At 62.6% G+C, this 17,352-nt stretch carries 17 protein-coding genes and 1 tRNA gene; 10 read left to right on the top strand and 8 right to left on the bottom strand.

Going from position 1 to position 17,352, the window contains the following annotated elements:
* Window position 1 precedes the first annotated feature (1 nt).
* Window positions 2-475 (bottom strand): MarR family winged helix-turn-helix transcriptional regulator, encoded by a 474-nt coding sequence (locus PWG15_RS15785; RefSeq protein WP_275021422.1) that lies wholly within the window; start codon window positions 473-475, stop codon window positions 2-4.
* A gap of 376 nt (window positions 476-851) precedes the next feature.
* On the opposite strand from PWG15_RS15785, the gene PWG15_RS15780 reads away from it, so the two are divergent.
* A complete protein-coding gene (locus tag PWG15_RS15780) occupies window positions 852-1,256 on the top strand; it encodes a GFA family protein (RefSeq protein WP_275021420.1) in 405 nt (134 codons plus the stop codon).
* 20 nt (window positions 1,257-1,276) lie between these two features.
* Here PWG15_RS15780 and PWG15_RS15775 read toward each other — a convergent pair whose 3' ends face one another.
* Window positions 1,277-1,705, bottom strand: a complete 429-nt coding sequence (locus PWG15_RS15775; protein ID WP_275021417.1) for a lipocalin-like domain-containing protein — start codon at window positions 1,703-1,705, stop codon at window positions 1,277-1,279.
* A gap of 153 nt (window positions 1,706-1,858) precedes the next feature.
* On the bottom strand, window positions 1,859-3,697 hold the full coding sequence (ilvD, locus tag PWG15_RS15770) for a dihydroxy-acid dehydratase (protein WP_275021415.1): 1,839 nt from the start codon (window positions 3,695-3,697) through the stop codon (window positions 1,859-1,861).
* A gap of 300 nt (window positions 3,698-3,997) precedes the next feature.
* Between ilvD and PWG15_RS15765 the strand changes: the two genes are divergently transcribed.
* The 6 genes from PWG15_RS15765 (at window position 3,998) to PWG15_RS15740 (ending at window position 10,326) form a co-directional block, all read left to right on the top strand.
* Entirely contained in the window at window positions 3,998-4,492 is a 495-nt protein-coding gene (locus PWG15_RS15765) for a hypothetical protein (RefSeq protein WP_275021413.1), read from the top strand.
* A gap of 11 nt (window positions 4,493-4,503) precedes the next feature.
* Window positions 4,504-5,442 (top strand): 4-hydroxy-tetrahydrodipicolinate synthase, encoded by a 939-nt coding sequence (gene dapA, locus PWG15_RS15760; protein ID WP_275021411.1) that lies wholly within the window; start codon window positions 4,504-4,506, stop codon window positions 5,440-5,442.
* Between the two features lie 101 nt (window positions 5,443-5,543).
* Window positions 5,544-5,735, top strand: a complete 192-nt coding sequence (locus tag PWG15_RS15755; protein ID WP_275021409.1) for a hypothetical protein — start codon at window positions 5,544-5,546, stop codon at window positions 5,733-5,735.
* Window positions 5,736-5,768: 33 nt separating this feature from the next.
* Window positions 5,769-6,029, top strand: a complete 261-nt coding sequence (locus tag PWG15_RS15750; protein WP_275021407.1) for a hypothetical protein — start codon at window positions 5,769-5,771, stop codon at window positions 6,027-6,029.
* A gap of 209 nt (window positions 6,030-6,238) precedes the next feature.
* Window positions 6,239-9,520, top strand: a complete 3,282-nt coding sequence (locus tag PWG15_RS15745; protein ID WP_275024435.1) for an adenylate/guanylate cyclase domain-containing protein — start codon at window positions 6,239-6,241, stop codon at window positions 9,518-9,520.
* A 125-nt stretch (window positions 9,521-9,645) separates the two neighbouring features.
* Complete coding sequence (locus PWG15_RS15740) at window positions 9,646-10,326, top strand: peroxiredoxin-like family protein (protein WP_275021406.1); 681 nt, start codon at window positions 9,646-9,648, stop codon at window positions 10,324-10,326.
* Window positions 10,327-10,464: 138 nt separating this feature from the next.
* Here PWG15_RS15740 and PWG15_RS15735 read toward each other — a convergent pair whose 3' ends face one another.
* The 3 genes from PWG15_RS15735 to cpdR1 all read right to left on the bottom strand — a co-directional run bounded on the left by PWG15_RS15735 (window position 10,465) and on the right by cpdR1 (window position 12,128).
* The gene (locus tag PWG15_RS15735; protein WP_275021404.1) at window positions 10,465-11,157 is read right to left on the bottom strand and encodes an alpha/beta fold hydrolase; all 693 of its coding nucleotides are present in this window, start codon (window positions 11,155-11,157) and stop codon (window positions 10,465-10,467) included.
* Between the two features lie 280 nt (window positions 11,158-11,437).
* Window positions 11,438-11,512, bottom strand: a tRNA-Val gene (locus PWG15_RS15730).
* 250 nt (window positions 11,513-11,762) lie between these two features.
* Window positions 11,763-12,128 carry a response regulator CpdR1 gene (gene cpdR1, locus PWG15_RS15725; RefSeq protein ID WP_034786813.1) on the bottom strand — a complete coding sequence of 122 codons (366 nt, stop codon included), beginning with the start codon at window positions 12,126-12,128 and terminating at the stop codon, window positions 11,763-11,765.
* A 198-nt stretch (window positions 12,129-12,326) separates the two neighbouring features.
* Here cpdR1 and PWG15_RS15720 point away from each other — a divergent pair, with 198 nt between their 5' ends.
* Window positions 12,327-13,208, top strand: a complete 882-nt coding sequence (locus tag PWG15_RS15720) for an N-formylglutamate amidohydrolase (RefSeq protein ID WP_275021392.1) — start codon at window positions 12,327-12,329, stop codon at window positions 13,206-13,208.
* Between the two features lie 338 nt (window positions 13,209-13,546).
* A complete protein-coding gene (hisN, locus tag PWG15_RS15715; RefSeq protein ID WP_275021389.1) occupies window positions 13,547-14,320 on the top strand; it encodes a histidinol-phosphatase in 774 nt (257 codons plus the stop codon).
* A gap of 70 nt (window positions 14,321-14,390) precedes the next feature.
* Here the strand turns inward: hisN and PWG15_RS15710 are convergent, their stop codons facing one another.
* Complete coding sequence (locus tag PWG15_RS15710) at window positions 14,391-15,356, bottom strand: alpha/beta fold hydrolase (RefSeq protein ID WP_275021388.1); 966 nt, start codon at window positions 15,354-15,356, stop codon at window positions 14,391-14,393.
* Window positions 15,357-15,745: 389 nt separating this feature from the next.
* On the opposite strand from PWG15_RS15710, the gene PWG15_RS15705 reads away from it, so the two are divergent.
* Window positions 15,746-16,207, top strand: a complete 462-nt coding sequence (locus PWG15_RS15705; RefSeq protein WP_275021386.1) for an Hsp20 family protein — start codon at window positions 15,746-15,748, stop codon at window positions 16,205-16,207.
* 97 nt (window positions 16,208-16,304) lie between these two features.
* On the opposite strand, the gene PWG15_RS15700 is transcribed toward PWG15_RS15705, so the two are convergent.
* The gene (locus PWG15_RS15700; protein WP_275021384.1) at window positions 16,305-17,300 is read right to left on the bottom strand and encodes a bile acid:sodium symporter family protein; all 996 of its coding nucleotides are present in this window, start codon (window positions 17,298-17,300) and stop codon (window positions 16,305-16,307) included.
* Between the last annotated feature and the right edge of the window lie 52 nt (window positions 17,301-17,352).

Here is a 17,352-nt window from a genome sequence, read left to right as displayed (position 1 = left end):
CCTAGGAGGCGGCATCCTCCGGTAAGGCTCGTTCCTTGAGGACTTCGATGATCTCGACCATCAAGGCCGAGGCCTGTCGCAGGCGTCTTTCGCCCAGCTCGGTACCGAGCCTGTCGGCCCATGCCGCCTGCCGTTTCTTGATTTCGTAAAGCGCCGTTTCTCCGGCCGCCGTCAGGGCCATCAGTTTTGCCCTTTGGTGGGTGGGATTGTCGCTGTAGGCGATCAGGCCTTCCTCCTCCAGCAGGTCGGCGATGCGCTGCACGCCCTGGCGCGCCAGGCCGAGGGCGCGCGCCGCATCGGCGACCGACATGGGAGCGTGGTTTGCTGCGGCCAGCACCTGCCAGCGGGCGCTCGTCTGTCCGGAAGGTTTGGCGAGAGCGTCGCCGGCCTGCGTCAGCGGGCCGGCAAGCCGCAGCGCGGTAATCGCAAAATCCGCAAAGGCGTCTCCAGCGGGCGTCCGTTCAGGGTCTTTCATGTCGACAGTGTCACCTGCTGTGCGGAAGTCTTCATATGACATCATGTTGTCACATCGCATTGCATTCGGCAAGCTATTTCAGCAGCGATGGCTACGTGGAGGCACTCGGTGGCACCCTTTGCAACATCACCCCTGGATGATTTCGATCCGCACGTTCTACGGACTGTCGGTGGGATACCTTGATGGTCGCAGCAGCCGATGGGATAGGCCAGCCGAGGTTCGCATCTCTAGTGGCTGCACAGATTAATCGCTTTCAATTGACAATATGTTGTCAATATGGCAAGTGAACAGCATGAGCTTAATCTGACAGCATGTGGTCAAGTAGGCGGGCGAAGAGGCGGGGTCTGCCTGGGCCCGGAAAGCAGGAGTGACGGTTATGAAACTGACCTATAAGGGAAGCTGCCATTGCGGAAATATCCGCTATGAGGCCGATATCGACCTCGATGCCGGCACCGGAAAGTGCAATTGCTCGATCTGCTGGAAACGGCGCTACTGGGGGGCAATCGTGAAGCCCGACAGCTTCCGCCTGCAGTGCGATGAGGCCAACATTGCCGACTACCAGTTCAACAGCAGCAGTGTGCATCACCGCTTTTGCAAGACTTGCGGTGTCGCAGCCTTCGGCCACGGCTACATCGAGGAAATCGGTGGCGCCTATTTTTCGGTCAACGTCGCCTGCCTCGACGATCTCGATCCGGCGGTGCTCGCCGAGGCACCGGTGCAGTACATGGACGGACGCAACAACAACTGGTTCCACGCGCCGGCTGAGACGCGCCATCTCTGACGTCCGGAGATTTCGGCTGGTCACATCCGACGAAACTCGAGATGGTATGTGACCTCTTCGCCCGTCCGGGGGTCGATGGCTGGTGCGCCGTAGATCACCAGCCTGTCGCCTTCCACGTAGAACGGGCGGATCAGATCCGACATGCCCCAGGCCGGGTTCCAGCTCGCATCCAGCTGGTGGATGACCCGGCCATCCTCGAGCCTGTAGGATCCGGCATAGGCGAGCATCGAATCGAACAGTGCGGCCTTTTCGTCGTTCGTCGGTACGGCGCCCTTCAATGCGGGGCGATCGCGCCTCACCACGACGGCGCTGACGCGGCCATCGGGATAGTAGGAGAGGTAGCCGATAGGATCGGCGCCCATGGCATCGCTGGTTTCGCCGGTGGCGACAACCTTGCGTTTCCAGGAGAGCATCTTCCAGGTGCCGAGCAGTTCGGATGCGTTCGCCATGACCCACCTGTTTTAATCTTAGGGTAGACTAAAATAACAGATGCACGCGGCCGGGCAAAGAAGGCAGCGGTGCGAAATGGGCCAGCGTCCGATACCCGCCAAAGAAAAAGGCCCCGGGGATCCGGGGCCTGTCAGATCCTGCCGGTTTTCGGCTCAGTGGTCGCCGAGGTCGCGCACGGCGCCGCGGTCGGCCGACGTTGCGAAGGCGGCATAGGCCTTGAGCGCCGTCGTCACCTTGCGCTTGCGCTGCTCGGCCGGCTTCCAGCCCTTGACGTCCTGTTCCGTGCGGCGGTTCGCAAGCTCCGCCTCATCGATCCGCAGGCTGATCGTGCGGTTCGGGATGTCGATATCGATCATGTCGCCTTCACGCACCAGGCCGATGGTGCCGCCATTGGCCGCTTCCGGCGAAACGTGGCCGATCGAAAGACCCGAGGTGCCGCCTGAGAAGCGACCGTCGGTGATGAGCGCGCAGGCCTTGCCGAGGCCTTTCGACTTCAGGTAGCTCGTCGGATAGAGCATTTCCTGCATGCCCGGGCCGCCCTTCGGGCCTTCGTAGCGGATGACGACGACGTCGCCGGCCTTGATCTCGTTGCCGAGGATCGCCTTGACGGATGCGTCCTGGCTTTCGAACACGCGTGCCGGGCCGGAGAATTTCAGGATGCTCTCGTCAACGCCGGCGGTCTTCACGATGCAGCCGTCGATGGCGATGTTGCCCTTGAGCACCGCGAGGCCACCGTCCTTGGAGAAGGGATGCTCGACCGAGCGGATGACGCCCTTTTCGCGGTCGGTGTCGAGCTCGTCCCAGCGCGCCTCCTGGCTGAAGGCCACCTGGGTCGGGATGCCACCCGGTGCCGCGCGGAAGAAGTTGCGCACGGTCTCGCTCGAGGTGCGGGTGATGTCCCAGCGGTCGATGGCATCGCCGATCGTGGCGCTGTGAACCGTCGGGCAATCGCGATTGATGAGACCGCCTTTGTCGAGTTCGCCGAGGATCGACATGATACCGCCGGCGCGGTGCACGTCTTCCATGTGCACGTCGCTCTTGGCCGGCGCCACCTTCGACAGGCACGGAACTTTGCGTGACAGGCGGTCGATGTCGGCCATGGTGAAATCGACCTCGCCCTCATGGGCGGCGGCGAGAATGTGCAGCACGGTGTTGGTCGAGCCGCCCATGGCTATGTCGAGCGCCATGGCGTTTTCGAACGCCTGCTTGGAAGCGACATTGCGCGGCAGGACGTTCTCGTCTTCCTGCTCGTAATAGCGGCGGGCGAGATCGACGACCAGGTGGCCGGCCTCGACGAACAGGCGCTTGCGGTCGGCGTGGGTGGCAAGCGTCGAGCCGTTGCCCGGCAGCGACAGGCCCAGTGCTTCGGTCAGACAGTTCATCGAGTTGGCCGTGAACATGCCGGAGCACGAGCCGCAGGTCGGGCAGGCGGAGCGCTCGATGACCTGGACGTCCTCATCCGATACCTTGTCGTCGGCAGCCGCGACCATGGCGTCGACGAGGTCAAGCGCATGCGTCTTGCCGTGCAGGACGACCTTGCCGGCCTCCATCGGGCCACCGGAGACGAAGACGGCGGGGATGTTGAGCCGGAGTGCGGCCATCAGCATGCCGGGGGTGATCTTGTCGCAGTTGGAGATGCAGACCATGGCGTCGGCGCAGTGCGCGTTGACCATATACTCGACAGAGTCGGCGATGATTTCGCGCGACGGCAGCGAATAGAGCATGCCGTCATGGCCCATGGCGATGCCGTCGTCGACGGCGATCGTGTTGAATTCCTTGGCAACACCGCCGGCCGCCTCGATCTCGCGGGCGACGAGCTGGCCGAGATCCTTGAGGTGCACGTGGCCCGGCACAAACTGGGTGAAGGAGTTCACCACTGCAATAATCGGCTTGCCAAAATCGCTGTCCTTCATGCCCGTCGCGCGCCAGAGGCCGCGGGCACCGGCCATGTTGCGGCCGTGGGTGGTGGTACGTGAGCGATAGGCAGGCATGGCATGTTCCTTCACGGACAGGGGGCATTGCTCGAACATGGCGATCCTTATCGCCACAGAAGGGGCTACCTAGCGCAAAATTGCGTGCACGTCATCTTTTGCGTCAGATTATTTCGACGCCGCGCGCTGGCGTTTTACGGGGGTTCAGTCCCTTCGAATGTCAATCTAGCCGCGCATGGATGCCTTGGACAGCGCCAATCCGGAGGCTTTACGGAAATCTTATGCCGGACGCCTCAAGTCGGAATCGAATCCGGACGCCTCATGGAACTAGGCTCTGCCCATCGAATACGGATGAGTTCCATGTCTCTTCACGATTTCACCTTGCGTCATCATGCCCGGACCCTCCCGGCCGATACAGGTTTGCGCCAGCGGCCCGGCACTGTCGAGGCGAGTGCGGACGTCCTGGACGCGCTGCTGCTGCGGCTGACCGCGGTTCGCCGCCTGCGCGAACATCACGTCTGGGAGGCGGTCCGCGTGATCCGGGAGCTGCCCGGCCTTGTCGTGGACGAGTGGCCGTCGCGTCGGTTTCGCGATCTGATGGCAGCCGATGCCCTCGTCGATGCGGTCATCCACCTGACGTCGACGACTGAGGCAAAACTCTGCCTCAGGACACTCAGCCACGAACTCGGGCTTTGGACCTGCGCGCTGCGCTATCGGCCGCCAGGCGCAGGTCGGGTCACGTTCAAGGCGCGCCATGCCGATCTGGCCACCGCGATCCTCGGCGCGTTCCTGCGCTCCTGCCGCGGCTACCAGCTTGCCATCAGCACCGTTGACCGCGGCCAGTTTCCCACCTGAAGGATATTTCCATGAGCATGCAATCGCTGCGCCTCGAAGGGGCGATCACGGCGCTCGTCACGCCGTTTCGTGAGGGCAAGGTCGATGTCGTCGGCCTGATGTCGCTGGTCGAATGGCAGATGCGCCACGGCATCTCCGGCATCGTCGCTTGCGGCACGACCGGTGAGGCACCGACGCTGTCGCGCAACGAACGGGCAATGGTGATCGAGCGCTGCGTCGAGGTTGCCGAGCGGAAGATCCCCGTTATCGCCGGAACCGGCACCAACAGTACCGAGACGACGATCGCGCTGACGGCGGAAGCCAAGGCGCTCGGTGCCGATGCGGCGCTTATCGTTGCGCCCTACTACAGCAAGCCGTCGCAGGAAGGGGTCTATCGGCATTTCGAGGCGGTCACCAAGGCAGTCGATCTGCCCATTATCATCTACAATGTTCCCTCCCGCACCGGCGTTGATTTTGCGCCGCGCACACTGGAACGGTTGGCAGAGCTTCCAGGGATCGTCGGCATCAAGGACGCGACGGGTGACATCGGCCGGTTTCTCTCCATGTCCGCGCCGCTGAAGAGCCGCCTTCGTCCGCTTTCCGGCCATGACCAGACGGCGCTGGCGTTCAACCTCTGTGGCGGTTACGGCACGATTTCGGTGGCATCCAACGTCGTTCCGCGCCTGGTGGTGGCGATGCATCAGGCCGTCGCGACCGGTAACGTATCGGCGGCGATCGCCATCCATGAGCGGCTAAGGCCGTTGCTGGTGGCGCTGGAGCGCGAGACCAATCCGGGACCGGTCAAATACGCCCTGCATCTTGCGCGCCGCATGAGCCCCGAACTGCGGCTGCCGCTGACCCCGCTTGCGCCGGAAGCCGCGGCCGAGATCCGCGCAGCGCTCGAGCCACTCACCGAGCTTCCGACCTCGACCCATATCGCACGCGGTCTACGCATCGCGCTCGCGAGCTAAGTTCCCCAAGCCATTTTCGCTCCATCCGCATCCCCTGATCCATGGAGCTTGCCTCGGGATCAAAGCGCGGCCCTGGCCCTTCGTTAAAAAGGAGACAGATGATGTCACGCCTACCACACCTCGCCGCCCTGGCCGAACAGCGCCGGCGCGCTCAAGGCAGTGAAAACATCGAGAACCATCGCGGTAACGACAGCGCGGTTCGCGACGCCTTTCTCGGCATCGGCATCCGCCTCGGTATCGTTCTCGGCCTTGCCTATGGCATTCAGGCGGCCATTCCGTGGATTGCCGGTTAAGTCTTCTTTCCCACCAACGAGGATCATTCCATCATGGGCAGCATGCAGCAGATCCGGCGCGGTTTTCGCGCGCGCGCACGTTTCGTCGTCGGTCGCGACAGGCACGGCTGGTGGGTCGTTTCCGATCGCAAAGGGGTCGTCGGCGGTCTCTTCACCAACGAGACGGCCGCGATCCACTTCGCAGTCGAGGCGAGCGATCGGCATCCGGAAGAGGTTTGCCGCGCGCCGGAAGGCGCCGCCATCGATCTCGATACGTTTTCACGTCCATCAAGGGTGCGCCGTACCCATTCCTGATGGCGCTTGCCTCACCCGGACGATCGGGGTTTGCCCGCCGGAGATGAACGCATCAGAGCCTTGGACGGGGCCGCACCCGCGGTCTCCTGTCGAGCTTTTTCCTGTTGCTTGCAAAGCAGTTGACGCAGGTTCATTCTTTCGAGGCCACCAGCCCCGGTTGGCGCAGCATTGGCCGTGCCGACCGGGGCTCGTTCGAAGGTTCGTCGTCGATGAACTGCCACGAGTGCGGTTGCGAGATCCAAGACGGGTTTGCGTTTTGCCCGAATTGCGGCGCCAAGCAGCATAGCCCGTGCCCCGGTTGCGGCGCACTCTGTCCGCCACACTTCTCGTTTTGTCCCACGTGCGGTACCCGGCTTGGAGCTCCGGCATCAGCAAAGCCGACGGCTTTGCGACCTGAGCCGGCGCAGACGCCCCTGGTGCGATCTGGCGGTGAGGCGCTCGCACCGCCATTGCCGGAGGAGGCGGGCGCCGACCGCCGCACGGCCACCATTCTTTTTGCCGACCTCTGCGGTTTTACCGGCCTCAGCGAGCAGGTGGATCCGGAAGTCCTCAGGGCTTTCCAGAACGAACTCTTCGAAGAACTGACCGAAGCGGTCGAGGCCTATGGCGGCTTTGTCGACAAATTCATCGGCGACGCGTTGCTTGCCCTCTTCGGCGCGCCGGTGGCGCACGAGGACGATTCCGAAAGAGCGCTCCGTGCCGCGCTCGACATGGCCGGTCGGGCAAGGCGGGTCGGCGAACGCTGGCAGCGGCGGATCGGTGAGCCGCTGAACCTCCATATCGGGCTCAACACCGGAACGGTCGTGGCAGGGCGATTGGGCGCTGGTGACGGCAAGGCCTATTCGGTGACCGGCGACGCAGTCAACACGGCGCAGAGACTGCAATCGCTGGCAGGCCCCGGGGAAATCCTCGTCGGGCCGGTGACCTATCGGTTGACCTGCCACGCCTTTGCCTACGAGGCGCTCGGCGCGATGACGTTGCGCGGGAAAGTGGAAAGCGTCGAGGTCTACAGACTGACGCAGTCTCTGGAGGCACCGCGCACGGCACGTGGTCTCGAAGCTCTGGGGCTCGGCGCGCCGCTGATCGGGCGTGAGGCGGAGATGAAGCGCCTGATTGATTGTCTCGAGCTCGCCTGCGGTGGGACGGCGCAAGTGGTGCGTCTAACGGGAGAGGCAGGGCTCGGAAAGTCGCGACTGGTCAAAGAGTTCCTCGAACGGGTGGCCGCGGATCCGCGCTTCTCGAACGTCGTCGTTCGCCGCGCCGGCAGTTCTTCGCTCGGAGAACCGTCCTACGGTGTTCTCGCGTCGGTCCTGCGCGGTGCCTACGGGATATCTTTGAGCGACAGCCTGCCGCGGACGACGGAGCTGCTCGCAACAGGACTGGCCGAGATCGGCTTTGCTGAAGACAAGCTCGAACAGCTCGTGCCGCTGTTCCTCAGGATTCTGGGCATGGATTCCCAGGATGAGCTGTTGCGCCATGTGGAGCCGGAACAGATGCGCCGGCAGCTTTTCGCGGCAGTGAGGGCGATTTTTGAACGGCGCCTGTCACGAACGCCCTTGCTGCTCGTGATCGAGGACCTGCACTGGGCTGACGCTGCCTCGCTCGAGGCCATTTCCTTTGTCCTCGATCGGGCGGAAGGCAGCCCGTTGATGTTGCTGACCACTCAACGGCCAGACGTCGATGCCGATCGGCTGAAGCCCGGCCGCACAAGCTTGACTGCGCTGCGCCTCACACCGCTTTCAGAAACCGACAGGCGACGCCTGCTTGCGGCGTTCTTCGGCGGGGATGGGCTGCCACAGGCGGTCGCGGAGCGCATCCTGGCACGGGCCGGCGGTAATCCCCTGTTCGTCGAGGAAATCGTGCGCGGCCTGATCGATGTTTCGGCCATGCAGAAGGTCGGCTCGGCCTGGCGAGTGGTGGAGCGCGATGCGGCCACTGACATTCCAGTGACCATCGAGGCGATGCTGCTCGGCCGCGTCGATCGGCTGCCGCCGGACGCCCGCCGGTTGCTGCACCACGCTGCGATGATCGGGCCGCGCTTCGACGCGGATCTGCTGCAAGCGGTTTCGGGGCACACGCCGGTGGATGCGGTTCTTGATCTGCTCTGCGACACCGAGATCGTCGAAGAAATCAGGGACGGCGGCGGGGCTCCTGGCATGCAGACCTATCGGTTTACCCAGACGCTGTTGCAGGAGGTGGTCTACAACAATCTACTGCTCAGCCGGCGCACGGACGAGCATGCACTGATCGGCAAGGTGCTGGAGCGCCGGTTCGGCGAGGATACCGAGCGGCTCGAGGAGATGGCGCTGCTCGGCCACCATTTCGGCCTCTCTGAACACAAGGCCAAGGGCGCGCATTACCTGATCGCGGCCGGAGACCGGGCGCGGGCGCTCTATGCCAATGATGATGCCATCCGGCTTTATCAGCAGGCCATGGCGGCACTGGAGGCTACCGGTGAACAGGGGGCCGAATGGCTGGCCGCACGCGAACGCGTCGCCGACCTCCTGGGGCCGACCGGTCGCCGTGAGGCGGCGGTTCAGCACTACAGCGCACTGCTGGAGATTTACTGCGCCACGGAGGACCGCATTGCATCGGCACGGATCCGGCGCAAATTCGGTCATCATCTCTGGGAAACCGGACGGCGTGACGAGGCTCTGGCTTGCTTTGCCGCAGCCGCCCAGCTGCTCGAAGGCGCGAGTGCACCGATAGAAGGTGCGCATCTTTCACAGGAATGCGGTCATCTCGCCTTCCGCATGGGAGATTATGCAGGTGCCCTCAAGGCGGCGGACGACGCGCTGGATCGCATTGCGGCATATACAACGGATACGCCAGAGACTGAGCGGGAGGCGATGCGGGTCACGGCCGAAGCGTTGAACACCAAGGGTGTGACGCTTGCCCGCCTTGGCCGTAGCGCCGAAGCGATCGGTATCGTCGAGCGAAGCGTCGCCGTGGCGGAAGGTGCGAACCTGTTGAATGCCGCCTGTCGCGGCTATACCAATCTGGCGGTCTTCTATGCGGTCACAGATCCGAAACGTGCGATCGAGGTTTGTCGTTCCGGTTTCGATATGGCGAGGCGTATCGGCGACCTCGGTTTTCAGGCGCGCCTGCTCGCCAACCTCGCCGTTGCCTATTGCACCTTCACCGATCGCTGCGCGCCGGACGGCATGCCGGCAGCCGAGCGCGCGATTGCGATCGACCGGGAACTCGACCAGCGCGACCATCTGCCGGTGTCGCTGCTGGTGCTCGGCCAGATCAATCAGTGTCATGGTCGGCCAGACGTCGCCCGCAGCCTGTATCAGGAGGCGCTCGACCTTTGTGGAGAAACGCAAGAGGCGCAGCTTCTGTTTCCGTGTTATGATGGCTTGGCGACGCTCTGCCTGGACGCCGGTGATCTCGATGCAGCGGAAAGGTACTTCGCCTTGGCGCGGGACATATGTGCGCAACATGGTCTCGATCCCGAGGCGTTGATGATCTTGCCGTTTCTCGACTGACATTTCCGAGCGTCGCGTGACGCTGCGCCCGCGTTTGCGTTGCTGCGCATGGCTTGCCGGAGAGAAGCTCCCGCCTTGCCACAGGCGCACCAGGAGCGTGCCGGCCGGGATGAGGAGATGAAAACATGGTTGAACCGCTGAGTGCACGGCCGTTGCAGCCGGGCGACCGGGCGCCGAATGTGGTGCTCGACGCAATCACGCAGGAAGGTCAGATCGCCCTTGATGATTTTCGTGGCCGCAAACCGGTCCTGGTCGGCCTGTTTCGCGGGCTGCATTGTCCATTCTGCAGACGGCAGATCGCTGCCATGGCGCAGTTGGACGGTGCCTTGCGGGAGAAGGGGATCGAGAGCCTGACGGTGGTCAACACGCCGATCGATCGCGCGCGCCTCTATTTCCGGTATCATCCGGTGCCGAACCTGCTGGCGGCCGCCGACCCGGAACGGGTCTCGCATCGGGCGTTCGGGCTGCCCAACCTCGAATTCACCGAGGACGAAGACGCCTGGCCCTACAAGGTCGCCCAGAAGACGATCATGGCGATGAAGGTGGACTTGCCGGGGGAACTGCCGGAACCGATGGATCCGATCGCAGCCATGGCCTATCTCGACAAGGTGGAAGATTACCAGATCACCGAGGCCGACGAACGGATGATGGCGACCGGGACCGGGCAACTCATTGGCGAATTCCTGCTTGATCGCGATGGCGTCGTGCGCTGGAGCTTCACGGAAGTGCCGGATGGCGGTCAGAACCTGTTCGGCGTCCCGCGCCGCGACGAGTTGATGTCCGTCGCCTCCGCCATGGTGCACTAGGGCGCTGCACTTGGATGGTTGGCCGTCGACGGCGGTTGGCGCTGGCGGCGGTCCAGGAACAGTCCCCGTCGGTCCAGCGATCGACGGGGTTTTTCGTTGCGACATTGAAAATGGCGAATGATCCAAAGTCCTTGGAAGCTAGCCGAGTGACGCGATCGCTTCGTCGACCAGTGCGACGATCTCCTTTGGATGCGATGCAAGCGAAGCGTGGCTGGTATCCAGGGTGATGATCTTCTTTGCCTTGATCCGTTCGGCCATCCACTGTTCGGTTTCCGGCGGGATCATGTTGTCGTGGCGCGAAACCTGGTACCAGCTCGGCTTCGCCTTCCATGCCGGCGGTCCGGCCCTGTCCTCGAAGCAACGCGCCGCGATCGGCTTCTGCGTCACCGCCATGACCAGCGCGTCGGTCTCGTTCAAATCCTGGCCGAAGCTCTGGCGAAAGGTGTCCTGCGCCAGCCAGAGAAAGCCGTCCTTGTCGGGCCGGATGCTGGCGGCACCGGAGGGCGGGTCGCGTCGCGCGAAGATGCTGCCGAGGCTGTCGCCCTCATCGGGCGCGAAGGCCGCGACATAGACGAGGCCGACGACATTGGACGCGTGGCCAGCACCACTGATCACAGCGCCCCCGTAGGAGTGGCCGACGAGCAGCGTTGGGCCGTCGAGCGATTCGGCGAGCTTGCGCGTGCGCGTTACGTCGTCGGCAAGCGAGGTCAGTGGGTTCTGCACCGCGGCGATCCTGTAGCCCTTGGCGTGGAGCGGCGGGATCATGTGACGCCAATGGGACGCATCGCCCCAGGCGCCGTGTACGAGCACAATGTTCTTGACTGCCGGCATGTCCGTTCCTTTCCCGATAAAAAGATTTGGTTGGCGATGCCGTCCCTGCCGCCCGGTGAAGTGCGCGCGATGCATCGCCGCTCGTGCGGTTACGGATACGATGGTCTGCGGATACGATCAGTTTGCGAAAGCAAACTAGGGCGCGGATCGGGGCGCTTCCATGACGGAAGACATTAAACTTCGTACAGGATTGGCACCGGTCGAGGTGTCGCCGTCCGGCGCGTCCGCGGTGCAAACGAAAAAGGCCTCTCGATTTCTCGAAAGGCCTTTTGAATTCGAATGGTGGGCGTGACAAGGATCGAACTTGTGACCCCTACGATGTCAACGTAGTGCTCTCCCGCTGAGCTACACGCCCATCCGATGGGGCGCATAGACCACATAACCCGCTGTCGCGTCAATAGGGTTTTCGAAGGTTTTTTGACAGAAATTTCGAAGGCATGGTTTTTCCCATACCGGGGTCGGTCCGGGCGGCCTGGCAATGGCCCGGATTTGCGGGATTCCCGCTAAGGTCTTGAAACGAAAAGACCGCCGGAGATCCCCTGTGGATCACGGCGGTCTCTTGATCTCTCGTCACAGCCGATCGCGGCTGTGGAAAACTCGTTGCTTTAAGCCGCGGCCAGCATCTTGTTGACCTCGTCGACGAGGTCGCGCAGATGGAAGGGCTTCGAGAGCACCTTGGCATCCTTCGGCGCCTTGGAGTCGGGGTTCAGTGCAACAGCGGCAAAGCCGGTGATGAACATGACCTTGAGGTCCGGGTCGAGTTCCGTCGCGCGGCGCGCCAGTTCGATGCCGTCCATCTCGGGCATGACGATGTCGGTGAGGAGAAGCGAAAAAGGCTCTTCGCGAAGCCGGTCATAGGCGCTGGCGCCATTGTCGTAGGACATGACCTTGTAGCCGGCCTTTTCGAGCGCCTTCACCAGGAATCGGCGCATATCGTTGTCGTCTTCGGCAAGAAGGATTTTCGCAGTCATGAATTCGGCCGTGCTTCTCTTTATTCAGATTATTGCGTGTAGATTGCGGCGTTTTATCCAAACCCAACGCGGTAAATATCTCGTGAACGCGGGACGTCAATTCCCCGGGGGCTGTGTTTTGTCACTATGGACACAGCGCGGACCAACTGGCAACATGATGACAATTGTAAGAACCGCATATGGTAAAAAAGGGTTCAGATGGGGGAAATTGCGGAGAGGGAACTGTTCGAGGTCCTGGAACCTCCGATCCAGCGCATTCCCTTTGTGTTCAATTCACCGCATAGCGGCCGGTCCTATCCCCAGAGTTTTCTCGATCAGTCGCGGCTCGATGCCGTTTCGATTCGCCGGTCGGAAGATCACTATGTCGATGAGCTGTTCCAGAACGCGACTTTTCTCGGCGCGCCGATGCTGCTGGCGCATTTCCCGCGCGCGTTCCTCGACGTCAACCGAGAGCCCTATGAGCTTGACCCGCGCATGTTCGACGGTCCGCTGCCGCCGCACGCCAACATCAGTTCGATGCGCGTTGCAGGTGGGCTCGGCACGATCCCGCGGCTGGTGGCCGAGAACATGGAAATCTACCGCGGACGCGTGCCTGTCGAAGACGCGCTGACGCGGATCGAGACGATCTACAAGCCCTACCATGCCACCCTGCGCAAACTGATTGCGCGCACCCATGTGCAGTTCGGGCTGTCGGTGCTGATCGATTGCCATTCGATGCCCGGCAACGTGCATCTGCCCGGCAGCGCCCAGCGTCCCGACTTCATCATCGGCGACCGCTACGGGACGAGTGCCGCGGGGGAGCTGTCGCGCGCTGCGGTCGACCTGTTGCAGAAACTCGGCTACAGCGTCGTGCGCAACAAGCCCTACGCCGGCGGTTTCATCACCGAGCACTACGGTCGACCGACACGGGGGCTGCATGCACTGCAGATCGAGATCAATCGGGCGCTCTATGTCGACGAGATGACGCTGGTGCGCAAGCCCGGCTTCGGCGCCTTGGTCGCGGATCTCACAACCTTCATCGCGTCGCTTGCCCGCCATGTCGAAGACTACGGCGCCTACCTCCCGCTCGCGGCGGAATGACTTCAAAGATTTCGGTCGGGGAGCTTCAAAAAAAACCGCGCCAACGGCGCGGTCAAGTCTAGGGAGGAAACACCCAAGGAGGGTATTTACAGTCACAGGTGACTGTACCCAAACCTTAATATTGCACTGCACAAATGTCAAGTTAAAGCAGTGAAAACTTTTGCGGTGCATCAAAGATTTTTCAGTCGAAAGCGGCATCTGAACCGATTGAAACGCTAGAAATCTGAAAACACAGGCTATTTGGCCGCCTCTGCCATCGCATCAGCTCGTTTGCCTTTCGATAAATTTCGTCTATGCAGGACAAACCTTCCTTCGTCCGTCTTCCGAGAGAGATCGCCATGCTGCCTGACCGCGCCTTCTTCGATCGCCTTGCCGATGCCGCCAAGGCTGAGACCCTGCCGCGTTTCCGGATCGGCACCAGCGTGGTCAACAAGCTCGAAGCCGGCTTCGATCCGGTAACGGAGGCGGACCAATCGGCGGAAGCGGCGATCCGCGCACTGATCGAGAAGCATTTCCCGGAACACGGCATCCTCGGCGAAGAGCATGGCAATGTCGGGCTCGACCGAGAGTATGTCTGGGTCATCGACCCGATCGACGGCACCCGCGCCTTCATTTCGGGCCTGCCGGTCTGGGGCACGCTGATCGGTCTCTATCGCCATGGTGAAGCGGTCATGGGCCTGATGGACCAACCCTTCACCGGCGAGCGCTATTTCGCCGACGGCAAGACGACGAGCTACCGCGGACCGGGTGGCGAGCAGGTGCTTTCGACGCGAGCCTGCAATTCGCTTTCGGACGCGGTGTTGTTTACGACCTCGCCGCATCTCTACACGGGCGACTTCAAGACCAAGTACGAGGCGGTGCAGAACAAGGTTCGGCTGTTCCGCTACGGCTGCGATTGCTACGCCTTCGCCCTTCTGGCCGCCGGTCATATCGACCTGGTGATCGAATGTGGGTTGAAGCCCTATGACGTCGGTGGTCTGATCCCGTTGATCGAGCAGGCCGGCGGCATCATCACCAACTGGCAGGGTGGCCCCGCGGAAATGGGCGGCGAAGTCGTCGCCGCAGGTAGCGCCGAGTTGCATGCGCAGGCGCTGGAAATCCTCAACGGCTGAGGCTGCACCGCGCCGCTACTCCTACGGGAGAAAATCGTAGAATCAAATGTTTAGGCTGCGATCTGGGTCGTCAGGCCGCGGACGTTTCGCGTTCGTCACCCTCTTCGGGGATGATGAAGGCAAGGATCGCTGCCATCGCCTGGGCGCGATAACGATCCGCTTCGTGCAACAGTTCGTGGCGGGCGCCGTCGATCGGGATCATCTGGGCGGCGCGGAAATTGCGCGCCAGCCACTCGACGGCGAGATGGGGCACAAGACGGTCCGCCGTCGGCGCCAGGATGATCGTCGGCAGGGTGATGCGCGTCAGATGCTCACGACGGATGACGCGGCGCATGGCGCGGAAGGCCTCGCTCAGCCAGCGCGCCGTCGGTGGGCCAAGCCTCAGTTCCGGATGCGTGTCGGTCAGCGCGATGTTGCGCAGGTAGCGGCGGCGGTCCGCTGTCAGCACGTTGTTTTCGAACGGGCGGTTGCCCTTGTCGGGATGGGCCGGCAGGGTGCCAAGGCCGATGCAACGCATGAGGGTCGCAACCGCAGCAATGCTGCGCTCGCCGAGCGCCTGTCCGCCGAGGCCGACGAAGGGTGCGAGGACCACCAGCCGGTCGATTCGGCTTGCGAGCATCGGCGCCAGCGACAGGGCAACGAGCGCACCCATGGAATGGGCGACGATCGAGAAGGGCAGGCGCGTATCCGGCAACACGATCTGCTCGAGGAAGGTGCTGAGGTCGCGCTCATAGTCGGAGAAGTGGTCGACGTAGCCGCGGCCCGGGTGCAGCAGCAGCCGCTCCGAGCCCGCCTGGCCGCGCCAGTCGAAGGTCGCGACCCAGAGACCGGCTGCCGTGAGTTCGGCGATCGTCTCGAAATATTTCTCGATCGATTCGTTGCGGCCCTGCAGCAGGACGACCGTGCCGCGGGCCACCGGCTGTTTCGTCTTGAAGATCGCGTAGCGGATCTTGCGGCCGCCGACACCGTCGAAGAATCCCGCCACGTGGTTCTCCGGGATCGGATTGTCCGGTGTCGAGTGGAGGATCGAGGTCATGACGTCGTTGCGACCGAGAAGAGCGAGTTGATCGATATCATCAAGGGATAGGCGGCAGGGTCTTCGCCGTCAAAGAAAAAAGCCGGAAACGGTGGGTGAAATCCGGACGATCACCGTTTCCGGCCGCTGAAGAGGAAGGGACTTATCACTTCAGCCTGGGAGTTGCCGCCCAGAGTTTCTTTCTAGCCCTCCGGGGCTGAACGGAAGCCGAAGCGGTCATTCATTTCGGGTTCACGCGAAAATCGTCAGCGCTCGCGTCTTGAAGTCGCGAATTTGCCTCCCCAAATCAGGGTCACGGGCGCCGAAGACGGGTCCGTTCACCGGTCTCGCCGCTGCCAGAATGGGGTGGCCGACCAGACATCGCAAACCGTTGCTCCCAGGAGGACACAATGCGTCACTTCGATTTCTCTCCCCTTTACCGTTCCACCGTTGGCTTCGATCGCCTGTTCACGATGCTCGACAGCCTCGGCCAGCCGGGTGAAGCCCAGACCTATCCGCCCTACAACATCGAGCGCACCGGCGAAAACGCCTACCGCATCACCATGGCCGTTGCCGGCTTTGACGAGAGCGAGCTTTCGATCGAAGCCCGTGAGCACACGCTGACGGTCAAGGGTGAAAAGGCCGAGGAAAAGGGTGAAGAAAGCCAGTTTCTCCATCGCGGCATTGCCAAGCGCGCTTTCGAGCGCCGCTTCCAGCTCGCCGATCACGTGGAGATCAAGTCCGCTTCGCTGAAGAACGGCTTGCTGCACATCGACCTTACCCGCGAGATCCCGGAAGCCGCCAAGCCGCGCCGGATCGAGATCGCGTCGGTCGCCTCTCAAGCCAAGCAGATCGAGGCCCAGAGCCTCTAACGCCATGCCCGATTAGGGCGTGAACAGGCCTCCCACAAAGAGCGGCGTCCCCAAAGGGACGCCGTTTTTTGTCGGTCAGGATATTTCGTTTGTCGGATCAGGACTGCGCCGGTACCGCCACGGCGGAGGCGTCTGCTGCCTTCTTGGCGGCATAGCGCTGGGCAATCACGGCGCAGGCCATCAGCTGGATCTGGTGGAACAGCATGACCGGCAGCACGATCGCGCCGATGTTCTGGCCTACGAAGATGGCGCTCGCCATCGGGACGCCGCTCGCGAGGCTCTTCTTCGAGCCGCAGAAGGTGATGGCGATCTCGTCGGCCTTGTCGAAGCCGAGCAGGCGGCTGCCGAACATGGTGACGGCAAGGACCAGCGCCAGCATGATGATCTCGATGACAACAAGGATGCCAAGATCGCTCAGCGAATAGGTCTGCCAAAGGCCTGATGTTACCGCCTGGCTGAAGGCAAGATAGACGACCATCAGGATCGAGCCACGATCGACGGGTGCCAGCAGCCCCTTGCGCGCGCGGATCCAGTTGCCAATCCAGGGCTGCAGCAATTGCCCGACGATGAAGGGTGCAAGCAGTTGCAGCAGGATCTGCTCCAGCGCATCGAGCGTCACGCCGCCATGTCCACCCGCGGAAAAGAGCAGCCCCACGAGCAGTGGCGTCAGGAACATGCCGAAGATGTTGGAGGCAGACGCCGAGCAGATGGCCGCCGGCACGTTGCCGCCGGCCATCGAGGTGAAGGCGATCGAGGATTGCACCGTCGAGGGCAGCACGCAGAGGAAGAGGATGCCGGTGTAGAGCGACTGCGGCAGGATCGAGTCCGGGACGAATCCGATCGCAAGGCCGATCAGCGGGAACAGTGCGAAGGTGGAGGCAAGGATCGTCAGGTGCAGCCGCCAGTGCAGGATACCGGCGATCACCACATCGCGTGACAGGCGCGCACCGTGCAGGAAGAACACCATGCCGACGGCCACCTTCGTCGCCATGCCGAACCAGACGGTTGCCTCTCCGTGGATCGGCAGGACGGATGCGAAGAGCACTGTCGCGAGAAGCAGGATCGTGAACGTATCGGGTAGGTAGCGGCGCATATCAGGTCACTTGCTCGTCATCAAACGTCTTGCCGGGATCACGCATTATGAA

This window comes from Ensifer adhaerens, assembly GCF_028993555.1.
GTDB classification, from domain to species: domain Bacteria; phylum Pseudomonadota; class Alphaproteobacteria; order Rhizobiales; family Rhizobiaceae; genus Ensifer; species Ensifer adhaerens_I.
Note: the sequence above shows the minus strand (reverse complement) of the source record. Positions and strands in the feature narration are given on the sequence as shown.